Raw genomic sequence first — 10,492 nt, 5'->3', positions numbered from 1 at the left:
CTGGAGAAAGTCTTATGAAACTCGCGGTATATAGCACAAAGCAGTACGACAAAAAGTATCTGCAACATGTTAACGAGGCTTACGGGTTTGAGCTTGAATTTTTCGACTTTCTGCTGTCCGAAAAAACCGCCAAAACGGCGCACGGCTGTGAAGGCGTTTGCATTTTTGTGAATGATGATGGCAGCCGTCCGGTGCTGGAAGAGTTGAAAAAACAGGGCGTGAAATATATCGCCCTGCGCTGCGCTGGCTTCAACAACGTGGATCTTGATGCCGCAAAAGAGCTGGGGCTGAAGGTGGTCCGCGTCCCGGCATATTCTCCGGAAGCGGTCGCGGAACATGCCATCGGTATGATGATGTCGCTGAACCGTCGTATTCACCGTGCTTATCAGCGTACCCGTGATGCCAACTTCTCTCTGGAAGGACTGACCGGCTTTACCATGTACGGTAAAACCGCAGGCGTTATCGGTACCGGTAAGATTGGCGTCGCCGCTCTGCGCATTCTGAAAGGGTTTGGTATGCGTCTGCTGGCGTTTGATCCTTACCCAAGCGCTGCCGCGCTGGATCTGGGCGTGGAATATGTCGACCTGCCGACGCTGTTTTCACAGTCTGACGTTATCTCCCTGCACTGCCCGCTGACGCCGGAAAACTACCACCTGCTCAACCAGGCGGCGTTTGACCAAATGAAAGATGGCGTGATGATCATCAACACCAGCCGCGGCGGGTTGATTGATTCCCAGGCCGCTATTGAAGCGCTGAAGACCCAGAAGATTGGCGCGCTGGGGATGGACGTGTATGAGAATGAGCGCGATCTGTTCTTCGAAGACAAATCTAATGACGTGATCCAGGACGACGTATTCCGCCGTCTGTCTGCCTGCCATAACGTCCTGTTCACCGGACACCAGGCGTTTCTGACTGCCGAAGCGCTGATCAGCATTTCAGAAACCACGCTGGGGAACTTGCAGCAGCTGGAAAAAGGTGAAGAGTGCCCTAACGCTATCGTGTAAACCCGTGTGCCGGGTGCGGCTCTGCCCTGCCCGGCCAGCTACGCCCGGTCTGGTGTCCAGCTCCGGTGAGCAAAGCGCCACCAGAGCAGGACAGCCAGCAGCGCAATGGCGCTGAGCACACTAAAGGCCGTCGCAAAAGAGTAATGACCGGCAATGGTGCCGGTTAACGCCGGGCTTATTGCTGCCCCGACACCCTGCATCAGCATTACCACACTCTGCCCGGCATTCACGTGCCCACTCCCGCGCAACAGCACCACGATAAACGACGGCACGACAACGCCCAGGATCCCCGCGGCCAGACCATCAAGAATTTGTACCGGGATCATCATCAACGGGGCGTCTGTGGAGGCTGCCAGTGCCGCCCGAACGGGCATGATCAGCAGGGCCAGCATGATGAAACGCCAGTAACCGTAGCGCTCAATTCGACCTGCCACCCCAATGGCGACGGGGATCATCACCGCCTGAGAAATGATGACGGTGGCCGCCGCAAATAATCCGGGATTGATGGTTGCCGGTGCCGCAGCAACCCTCATGCTCAGCATCGGCAGCAGTGCGGCATTGGCCAGATGGAACAGCAGCAGCGTCAGCCCGGTTATCAACAGCGCCCGGTTTTTAATCAGCACCGCGACGCCGGGGACTGGTTGACGGGCTGAAGAGGTCAGCCCCCGCGCCGCATCGTTGTCGATATCTGTATGACGAATGGCAAGCAGCGCGCACAACGTCAGAAGCGTCGTACAGGTCATCAGCAGGAAAATGCCCCCGACGCCCCAGAACCAGGCAATGCCGCCTGCAATCACCGCCGTCAGGAAATTGCCGGCGTGGTTGAACGCCTCGTTCTTCCCCATCTGCGTGCTAAACCCGCTCGGGCCCGTCAGACCCAGCGTAATACCCGCAATCAATGGCCCCACAAACGCCGCGCAGATACCGGTGATAATTTGCGAGACGGCGACGACGCCGCTCTGCTGACTAAACCAGAGCAGCAGCGTACTCAGCGTAATGGCGATACAAAGCAGTGCCAGAACCGAACGCTTATTGCGGGAGGTATCCGTAATAAATCCCGCCGGCAGCGTTGCCAGTAATCCCGCCAGCCCCCCGGTGGTCATCAGGATGCCGATATCATCCGGGGTCCAGTGACGTTCCGTCAGGAAGATGCCGAGGAAGGGCCCAAGGCCATCGCGAACATCAGCAATGAAAAAACTTGTCAGGCACAACGCCCGCAGTGAACCAAGAGACATACTTCCTGCCTTTTGCATATTGACTGGCTCTGTTAGCGACGGCCTGTACGTTCGACGCCCTGTTAAAATCACGATGCAGTATACCGGAGCGTGTTGAAGCTAAAATGACCACTCCACTCTTCTGCCACGGCAAACTCTTTTTATAGAACTTCACGCTTTCCAGATACGCCCATTTATGGGAGTATTTAGGAATCGATTGTTTCCTAAATGATGAGCACAATGTCTGAGAAGCTACAGAACGCACGCGAGCGCGGACGTCCGCGGCAGTTTGATCTCGATGCGGTCCTGGATCTGGCGATGCCGGTATTCAGAGAAAAGGGTTACCACAGCGCGTCGATAAGTGACCTGAGCGATGCGATGCAGCTCACTGCGGGCAGTATTTATAAAGCCTTTCACGATAAACGTGGCCTGTTCCTGCAGGTATTCGCGCGTTATACCTCCCTGCGCAATCAATCGTTGCGCGAGCGTCTGGCGCGACAACCTGATGGCCGGGCCAAAATAGCCGAGCTGCTGAACTTTTATCTTGAATCGGCCAGCGCTGTCGAAGGGCGCCGCGGCTGCCTGGTGGTCGGCAGCACCCTTGAACTCAGCCAGTTTGACGGCGAAATTGCCGGGCTGGTGCAGAGCGCGCTTGCACGAAATCAGCACACGATCCTCCAGCTGATCGAACAGGGTATGCAGGACGGTTCAGTTAATTCGCGACACGACGCGCAGGCGTTGAGCGGCGTTTTGCTGTGCCTGGTCCTGGGCATGCGTGTGGCGGGCAAAGCCGGAGAATTACCGGCACGCGAACGGCTGGTAGAGACGGTGATGGCGCTACTCGCCTAAAAAATTTACCCATAAAGGAAATGATCATTTCCTAAATAGCTGGAGGTAGTCATGTCTGAGAATTCAATCCCCCTTCCGTGGTCGCAGCCTGTCGCGGGCTTGCCCGGTTTTGCGCACTATTACTCAACGGTCGATGGGGTTCGCCTGCACTATGTCAGAGGCGGACAGACGCAAGGTGAAACAATCGTGCTGCTTGCAGGCTTCCCGCAAAGCGGGTTTGCCTGGCATAAGGTGATGGCTCTTTTAGCCGATCGTTACGATATCATCGCACTCGACCTCCCGGGCCAGGGCGACTCCGATAAGCCACAGTCTGGCTACGATACTCTCACGCTGGCCAGTTCGGTTTTTGGGCTGGTGCAGGCACTCGGGATCACAAGACATTACCTGGCCGCCCACGATGTAGGTGCATGGGTTGCCTGGCCGTATGCCCTGCGTTATGAACAGCAGGTAATCAAGCTGGCTCTGCTTGATGCCGGTATTCCGGGTATTACTTTGCCGGACGCCCTGCCCGCGACGCCAGAAAAAGCCTGGAAAACCTGGCACTTCGCGTTTCATCTTCTCCCCGACCTGCCGGAAGCCTTAATTAGCGGGCGTGAAGAGATTTACCTCGAATGGTTCCTGCGGCGAAAAACCGCCAGTCCGATGGCCTTTAGCGATGCGGATATCGCCCGGTATGTCCGCCTGATGCAGCAAAACGGGGCGCTGCGTGCCGGGCTGGCCCCTTACAGAGAAGCGGCGGTCTCCGCTGTTCAAAACCGGACGCTGGCTGAAACACAAAAACTTCGGGTGCCGCTGCTGGCTGTCAGTGCCGATCAGGGTTCGATTGCCGATATGGCTGCCCCGCTTCGCCAGTTTGCAGAGACGGTGAGTGGCATTACGCTTGCTCATTGCGGTCATTTCATTCCGGATGAACAACCTCAGGCCCTGAGTGAGGCCCTGGCAGACTTCTTCCGTTAACAGGAAGCGCACGGTGTTGATCACTGCTGGCACCGTGCCCTGCTTCATCAACAAAGACAATTGCTGTCGCCATAAAATAAACCTCGCTCAAAATTTATTAAGGAGTTAATCTCGCAAAGAAAATAAGGGGGCATTATGAAAAACTTGATACTCAGTGTTATCGCAAAAATTTCCAAAATGGACGCTGAAGCTAAAGAGCTGGCGGCCAAAGTAGAAGCACAGTCTTTGTTGATAGGCGCGTTGTTACTGACCATTGGTAAAAATGGCGGTATGAACGAAATGCTCGAGAATGTCAGAAAAGCGATCAACGCGGCGCTTGAAGCAGCAGATACGCCGCTCAAATCCGACGCTGAAATGTTACTGAACGAATTCAATAACCTGATTTTATTAACCCAGCTACTCGAAACTAATGACTCAGAGATAAGTATCGAGTCGTTAAAGGAAGCCCCAGGCGAAACGGCCTCAGATTGAAACCCATTCCTAGAGGCTGGAGTTCAGTCTCCAGCTTCTCGTTAAACCCACGCCTTACGCGCAGCGCGCCATGACCGTGTGAGCGTGATTAGACTTTACCAAGCAGAATATTCAACATCCGTCGCAAGGGTTCCGCAGCGCCCCACAACAGCTGATCGCCGACCGTCAAAACCGAGTATATAGGGTCATTGTTAAGCGACATTTTCTTGTAACGGCCAATACCCACCTGCAGCGAACCGCTAATGTTAGCGGGAGTCAATTTACTGACACTGTCATCCTTATTATTGGGCACATAGTTAACCCATGGATGGGAATGCGTCACAAGCTCTGCAAATTCTTCTTCGCTGACTTCACGCTTGAGCTTCAGGGTTATTGCAGCACTATGGCAACGGATCACACCGACCCGAATACACAAGCCATTTACTGCAATCGTACCCGGAGAGAGACCAAGAATTTTGTTCGTTTCTGCCTCACCCTTCCATTCTTCTCTGCTATTACCATCCCCTAAATCGCTGTCAATCCATGGAATAATACTGCCCATTAAAGGCGCGCCGAAATTCTGGATGGGCATGTTAGCACTGTTAATTAATTCACTCACTTTATTGACTAAAGGAAGCACTGAACCTGAGGATTCCAGCTCATCAGAAGATAAATGTTTACTGATATAAGCGCTTTGAGCAATTAATTCCCGGACATATTTAGCACCCGCTCCGGATGCAGACTGATAGGTCATCACACTCATCCATTCTATCAGATCAGCTCTAATTAAGCCTGACAGTCCCATAAGACTCAGCGTAATGGAACAATTGCCCCCAACAAAAAGTTTAATTCCCTCTTTGATGGCACGATCGATATTTGTGCGGTTAACCGGGTCGAGAATAATGCAGGCTTTTTCATCCATCCGGAGCGCTGAGGCCGCATCAATCCAGTAGCCTTGCCAGCCATAGCTAATCAACGCAGGATAAATTGCTTTGGTATAATCCCCGCCCTGACAGGTTATGATGATATCCATTTCGGCCAGGGCGCTAATAGAATTAGCATCTTTGAGTGTGTGGTTGACGCCACCAATGACGGGACCAGCGGCACCTGCACTGGAAGTACTGTAAAAATGCGCGGAAATATTGTCGAAGTCGTTCTCTTCGACCATTCTTTGTAACAAAACAGAGCCCACCATTCCTCGCCAACCAACAATACCAACCTGCTTCATTTGCTTAACCTTAATGACGTTATGAGAATGTTAATTTTTCAAAACATGTTATATCTCATCCCACATTAATGGTCATTACGAATTACATCATATTCGGCAATTATTAAAATGTTTCATACGGCATCAGAAATTTTTATACCTTTTACACGGCATAAATAATTAAAGTTGTGGGTAAGACATAATCAAACAAAAACCGGGCATCACGCCCGGTTTGGTTTCTGACCTGAATAAGCGCTACGCACTCAACCCGCGATTCTCCAGCATCGGTTCAATCCTCGGATCGCGGCCGCGCCAGTTCCGGTAAAGTTCAGCTCAATCACTACTATTGCCGCGCGACAGAATCGCCTCGCGGAATTTCTGCCCTTTCTCGCGGGTTAAGCCGCCCTGCTCAACAAACCACTGATAGCCATCGTCTGCCAGCATTTGCGTCTATAGGTAATCCAGATTCAGTGTTTGATAATACAGATCAACCTTTTTTATCTGTGGTAAACCTTGCTATTACTTCTTTTTCATCTGCAATTTTACCAAGATTTTCTGGCGCTATTCTGCCAACGGGTGTGTATCCGTAGTTTGTCTGAAAGGTCTCATAAAAAAGCACCAGGGTACGATGGCCATATAACATGAGATCGCCCTGATTAATGGTTCCAGGTTTGACCTGGTGGGTCGGTAAGGGATGGGGCAGATCAGCAAATTTCTCGTTCCCGTTAAGTTCCTCCATCGTTAGAGTCAGGGGAAGCTGTTCAATAAATGCCTTTGCGGCTGGATTATTCTTAAGTTCAATGTAAAAAGTTTGCTGATTGATAGTCATTTTAATGGTCACGACTTCTTCCTTGTCTGGCTGTAAAGAATTACCGGCACGAACCGGGAATAAAAAACTCGTGATGATAATAAATAACAGGAATAATATTTTTTTCATCCAGACTCTCTCCCGAAAATGTGCTGCACCTTTCAGGTGCAGCATCAATGATTATGGCAGACAGTTAGCAACTTTCACGGGCAATTAAGGAGGCGCTTAGTTCTAGTGGATTGTAAGTTTGATGTGGGTGGAAGATTGAATAGTCATTTAGCCACGGGCGTATGTATCTACCCGCAGCATAAATGTGAATGTTAAAGCCTTACCTGTTCACGCATAGCGCAAATGGAGACTGGAGGTTACCCATAAGCCAGCCGTTACGCGACGGGTTGATCCGAAGCTGGCGAACGGCTCCCTCAGGAACATAAAAGAAGCTACGTTTGAAACTCTCGTCATCCGCAGTGTCTCTGGCATTTTTGATATAACGCATATCCGAAATCTCGATCTCGCCCGGCCTGTTCATGACATAGTTGAAGTGAATTGTCCGGGAAACTACGTGACCCCCCCGCTCAGAATGAATATTGCCAGATATCACCACATAACCATCGAGGTTTTTCTCAAGGCGGAAAATATATTCAAGAGTGGCGGTGAAGTTGGGTGCCTGATGGTTATACTGCAAAATGGTGGAGCAGTTAACATTCAGGGCTCCTTGTTTCTGCCGCATATGCACAAAGAACCAGGCAGACAACGCAAGAAGCGTCAGTAAAATAACAGCTACGATACCGTATTTTTTATTGGTGGCGTTCATAACCACTCCAGTAGTTGTTCAGGCAAGAGATATACTCATTGTTTTTTTGAGTGCACCGACTTATGAATACCCTCCCCTTGCTACCATAAAGATAATATTCCGAAACCTGATACAAGAAATGCGAACCTTCCAGACACTGGATCTGGTTTGATTCAGCGACTTCTTCAAATATCTTTTTCTTCTGTTCAATAAGCGATGCTGAGTTTCTCTGTACGGTATAAACGGGACAGGTGCCGAAGTTAAATAAAAAATGTGGCGTTACAGCTTCCAGTTGGCGCGGCGATTCTGACTGTATTGCCAACCCTGACCAGAACAGGGCAGCGCTCATGAAAATGACAATCACAGAGAGCGCGTAATAAGAGACCTTAAATCTGCCCTGTGGTCGCGTCCTGCGAATCGAAGGTGCATCGATCTGACTGTTATTTTCTGCCGTAACCGCTTCGCCCGTTGAGGGATTAGCGATTTCCCTCACTTCAATATCACTGTTAAACATAAAGCCCACCCGTGGCAAGGTGGTGATACATTCATCGGCAATGCCCAGTTGCACGAAGTGCTTCCTCAACTCAGAAATATATTTATTCAGCGTATGACTGGACGAACGCAGACCGTAAGCATCCCAGACACTCGCCAGAAGTTCATTTCGCGTCAGAACCTGACCATGCTTTTCCAGAAGACATGCAAGAAGTCTGTTCATTGTCAGGGTCAGAATGACAGTAGAGCCTTCGTCTCCGGATGGCCATATAGCACCATCTTCCGAGCGATAGAAAACCCTATTATCAATCACGAAAACCATCTCTGACTCCTTATCCATGATGGTAATTGAATGGTTTCTCTCGTTTCTCCAACCTACAGAAACCCATCAGCTTCTTTGTTTCATCCTAGCACAGCCAGGCGCGACAGCAGCCTTCCCAGTTTCATTGTTTGTAAATGCACGAATTATTAGGATATTGATTTGTATTTTAACAAATTAACAATACATATATCTACATGGCGTTTTTGGTTGATAGGATTATTCGCAGAAGTGAATGAGCGGATTCTTATTCGTAAGGGATAGTCATCCAAACTACCGCCATTCACAGTATTGAGAAAAAGAAGATTCATCTCGGGTTACGAATCCAATAGGTAAGGAGAGACAGAATGGTACGCACCAAAATGCTCATGAAGGCAGAACGTTTCTTCATTAAAGCACGCACATTGATTAGAGAAACGATCTTATCAGCGGAACTAACCGGTGCTGAATTTGTGCCTTATGTTCAACCGGTGTACAAGGATGACGTGATTGTTGGTGGAGAGGTGTTACTGAGAGTTCTAAAAGATGGCGTTTTTCACTCTCCAGAAAAATACATATCTGCCATGGAGTCATGTGAGATGATTAATGATGTAACATGTTCTCTACTGTCCGGGGTAAAAAGCTATTTTGAAGGATATGAAGGAGATTTACCAAACGACTTCTATCTTTCTTTCAATATTTGTGCAAGGCAACTGAACGCACCAAGAGTAATTGAAGCTGTCACAGATTTTAATAAAACATTTGAAGACCGTATAGCTGTAGTGCTGGAAATTGTTGAACGCGGAACCATGAACTTCGATGATTTTGCTCTTGAATCTATGCAACAACTGACCGCGTCAGGTGTACGTTTTGCTATTGATGACTTTGGAAGTGGAAGCTCATGTCTCAAGTACATTGAACATGCTGGGTTTTCCACAATAAAAATCGACAGATGTCTTACCGTCATCAGCAATGGTTCTCTGGTTTACTCAACAGTGCTTGATGCCATCTTAATGTTATCTAAGAGTCTCGGTATGCAGCTTATTGCTGAAGGAGTTGAGACCGAAGAACAATATCAACTGCTTAAAGAGAAAGGTGTTCTCACTTGTCAGGGATATTTATTCTCTCGTCCAGTATGTCTTGAACACTTTGCCATTAAGTATCTTTAACAAAAAAATGAGAATATGCAATATTCGTATTAGATTCTCATCGATAGGTTTTAGTCTTTAAATGCGACACAGAATTTTTACAAAGAACAACTATATCAAAATTGCATTCATTCATTTGCTTAGGGAAATCTTTCCTAAAACACATGCTTGCATTGTTGACATCGACTCCTATACATCTCTTTCAGAAATACTGGATGAAATAGATGGTATCGAACTCAAAGCCAACCAGTACATATATTTATTAAAAGGAATTAATGTTCATTCAAAAGTGTTAAGTCCATTAGCAACATTCGGCCGTGATGACAACTTGATTGACATTATACACTTGCTGAAAAATGGAGAGCCTATTGACTGGTCAGATTTAAAGCAACACTTAATTATGATGTCGGAACTATCAGTACTATCCAGAAAAGATAAAGAAATCGCTTGGTCAGTAGCTCAACATACAGATGTATCAAGCGTTGCGAAACTAGCCAATGTCAATAACAAAACAATTTACACTCGCATAGCGATCATAGCTAGAAAATTAAACTTGAGGCATTTGAATGAAGTAAGAACTTTTGTTGCTAGCGAGATTAATTATTTATAGTTATTTTTGTGTTCACGCATTCACTATGCAAATAAAAGTCATTGCGAGCAGTATGTATCATTCACTGCCCGTAGTGCATTCCACCCTATTAATTCTGAATGCAGAATTAATATTTTTTGAAACTAAGGATATATCAATGAAAAAGATTTTCGCTGTTGCGTCTATTTCTACCATGATTATGGTTTCTCCGTACACATTCGCAGCAAATGAAGGTGAAACCAGTACTGTAACATTTACTGGCTCTATAAAAGAAAACACCTGTGTGCTAGCTAATGGATCTTTAGGACAGGTTGTGCAACTGGGGGATGTAGAGTCCAGCGTATTTGCATCTGCAGGTTCGGCATCCCAGCCGGTCAATTTCACCATTGCTCTCGAACAGTGCGATTCGGCTAATGCCTCCATCACCTTTAGTGGCACTACCGCAACTGATGAAGTGTTGAGTGTCACCGGTAGCGGGACTGTTGCTTCAGGGTTAGGTATTCAAATCCTGGAAAACGGCACCCCATTGAAGGTCGATGGCTCAGCTGCGTCAGCGATTAAAGCAGTTGGGGCCGGCAGCGCAGATGAGTTCAACTTCTCAGCCCGTTATTTTGCTTTGGACAACAGCGTCTCGGCTGGGGAGGCAAATGCTACCGCGCAGTTTACCGTGAAATACCAGTAAT

At 48.4% G+C, this 10,492-nt stretch carries 12 protein-coding genes and 1 pseudogene; 7 read left to right on the top strand and 6 right to left on the bottom strand.

Features of this window, described 5'->3' with window-relative positions; translation table 11 throughout:
- The first annotated feature begins 14 nt into the window (after positions 1-14).
- Positions 15-1,004, top strand: coding sequence for a 2-hydroxyacid dehydrogenase (locus HV340_RS10300; protein ID WP_014169916.1), 990 nt, complete (start codon positions 15-17; stop codon positions 1,002-1,004).
- 38 nt (positions 1,005-1,042) lie between these two features.
- On the opposite strand, the gene HV340_RS10295 is transcribed toward HV340_RS10300, so the two are convergent.
- Positions 1,043-2,239, bottom strand: coding sequence for an MFS transporter (locus HV340_RS10295; protein ID WP_181216498.1), 1,197 nt, complete (start codon positions 2,237-2,239; stop codon positions 1,043-1,045).
- 219 nt (positions 2,240-2,458) lie between these two features.
- Here HV340_RS10295 and HV340_RS10290 point away from each other — a divergent pair, with 219 nt between their 5' ends.
- From HV340_RS10290 to iraP, 3 genes are all read left to right on the top strand, one after another.
- Positions 2,459-3,067 carry a TetR/AcrR family transcriptional regulator gene (locus HV340_RS10290; RefSeq protein WP_074176880.1) on the top strand — a complete coding sequence of 203 codons (609 nt, stop codon included), beginning with the start codon at positions 2,459-2,461 and terminating at the stop codon, positions 3,065-3,067.
- Positions 3,068-3,118: 51 nt separating this feature from the next.
- Positions 3,119-4,024, top strand: coding sequence for an alpha/beta hydrolase (locus HV340_RS10285; RefSeq protein ID WP_014169913.1), 906 nt, complete (start codon positions 3,119-3,121; stop codon positions 4,022-4,024).
- Between the two features lie 135 nt (positions 4,025-4,159).
- On the top strand, positions 4,160-4,495 hold the full coding sequence (gene iraP, locus HV340_RS10280; protein WP_014169912.1) for an anti-adapter protein IraP: 336 nt from the start codon (positions 4,160-4,162) through the stop codon (positions 4,493-4,495).
- 88 nt (positions 4,496-4,583) lie between these two features.
- On the opposite strand, the gene asd is transcribed toward iraP, so the two are convergent.
- From asd to HV340_RS10255, 5 genes and pseudogenes are all read right to left on the bottom strand, one after another.
- Entirely contained in the window at positions 4,584-5,702 is a 1,119-nt protein-coding gene (asd, locus tag HV340_RS10275) for an aspartate-semialdehyde dehydrogenase (protein ID WP_063925008.1), read from the bottom strand.
- A 234-nt stretch (positions 5,703-5,936) separates the two neighbouring features.
- A pseudogene (locus tag HV340_RS10270) lies at positions 5,937-6,140 on the bottom strand (M3 family metallopeptidase); the annotation flags it as partial.
- 28 nt (positions 6,141-6,168) lie between these two features.
- Positions 6,169-6,618: a cyclophilin-like fold protein gene (locus HV340_RS10265; RefSeq protein WP_063925009.1), complete on the bottom strand. Its 450-nt coding sequence runs from the start codon at positions 6,616-6,618 to the stop codon at positions 6,169-6,171.
- Positions 6,619-6,817: 199 nt separating this feature from the next.
- A complete protein-coding gene (locus HV340_RS10260) occupies positions 6,818-7,303 on the bottom strand; it encodes a hypothetical protein (RefSeq protein WP_063925010.1) in 486 nt (161 codons plus the stop codon).
- Positions 7,287-8,096, bottom strand: a complete 810-nt coding sequence (locus HV340_RS10255; RefSeq protein WP_063925011.1) for a helix-turn-helix domain-containing protein — start codon at positions 8,094-8,096, stop codon at positions 7,287-7,289. Before HV340_RS10255 ends, HV340_RS10260 begins: the two co-directional genes overlap by 17 nt.
- Positions 8,097-8,440: 344 nt before the next feature.
- Here HV340_RS10255 and HV340_RS10250 point away from each other — a divergent pair, with 344 nt between their 5' ends.
- The 3 genes from HV340_RS10250 to HV340_RS10240 all read left to right on the top strand — a co-directional run bounded on the left by HV340_RS10250 (position 8,441) and on the right by HV340_RS10240 (position 10,491).
- On the top strand, positions 8,441-9,241 hold the full coding sequence (locus tag HV340_RS10250; protein WP_063925012.1) for an EAL domain-containing protein: 801 nt from the start codon (positions 8,441-8,443) through the stop codon (positions 9,239-9,241).
- A 61-nt stretch (positions 9,242-9,302) separates the two neighbouring features.
- A complete protein-coding gene (locus HV340_RS10245; RefSeq protein ID WP_041162579.1) occupies positions 9,303-9,830 on the top strand; it encodes a hypothetical protein in 528 nt (175 codons plus the stop codon).
- Between the two features lie 136 nt (positions 9,831-9,966).
- Positions 9,967-10,491 carry a fimbrial protein gene (locus tag HV340_RS10240; RefSeq protein WP_050816903.1) on the top strand — a complete coding sequence of 175 codons (525 nt, stop codon included), beginning with the start codon at positions 9,967-9,969 and terminating at the stop codon, positions 10,489-10,491.
- Position 10,492: the final 1 nt, after the last annotated feature.

Origin of the sequence: Enterobacter sp. RHBSTW-00975, from assembly GCF_013615235.1 — a bacterium.
In the GTDB taxonomy this organism is placed as follows: domain Bacteria; phylum Pseudomonadota; class Gammaproteobacteria; order Enterobacterales; family Enterobacteriaceae; genus Enterobacter; species Enterobacter ludwigii.
Note: the sequence above shows the minus strand (reverse complement) of the source record. Positions and strands in the feature narration are given on the sequence as shown.

Coding starts and splice junctions, on each gene's coding strand:
- HV340_RS10295 (WP_181216498.1), bottom strand. CDS start 2,239: ATGTCTCTTGGTTCACTGCGGGCGTTGTGCCTGACAAGTTTTTTCATT.
- HV340_RS10240 (WP_050816903.1), top strand. CDS start 9,967: ATGAAAAAGATTTTCGCTGTTGCGTCTATTTCTACCATGATTATGGTT.
- HV340_RS10265 (WP_063925009.1), bottom strand. CDS start 6,618: ATGAAAAAAATATTATTCCTGTTATTTATTATCATCACGAGTTTTTTA.
- asd (WP_063925008.1), bottom strand. CDS start 5,702: ATGAAGCAGGTTGGTATTGTTGGTTGGCGAGGAATGGTGGGCTCTGTT.
- HV340_RS10285 (WP_014169913.1), top strand. CDS start 3,119: ATGTCTGAGAATTCAATCCCCCTTCCGTGGTCGCAGCCTGTCGCGGGC.
- HV340_RS10250 (WP_063925012.1), top strand. CDS start 8,441: ATGGTACGCACCAAAATGCTCATGAAGGCAGAACGTTTCTTCATTAAA.
- HV340_RS10245 (WP_041162579.1), top strand. CDS start 9,303: ATGCGACACAGAATTTTTACAAAGAACAACTATATCAAAATTGCATTC.
- iraP (WP_014169912.1), top strand. CDS start 4,160: ATGAAAAACTTGATACTCAGTGTTATCGCAAAAATTTCCAAAATGGAC.
- HV340_RS10300 (WP_014169916.1), top strand. CDS start 15: ATGAAACTCGCGGTATATAGCACAAAGCAGTACGACAAAAAGTATCTG.
- HV340_RS10290 (WP_074176880.1), top strand. CDS start 2,459: ATGTCTGAGAAGCTACAGAACGCACGCGAGCGCGGACGTCCGCGGCAG.
- HV340_RS10255 (WP_063925011.1), bottom strand. CDS start 8,096: ATGGTTTTCGTGATTGATAATAGGGTTTTCTATCGCTCGGAAGATGGT.
- HV340_RS10260 (WP_063925010.1), bottom strand. CDS start 7,303: ATGAACGCCACCAATAAAAAATACGGTATCGTAGCTGTTATTTTACTG.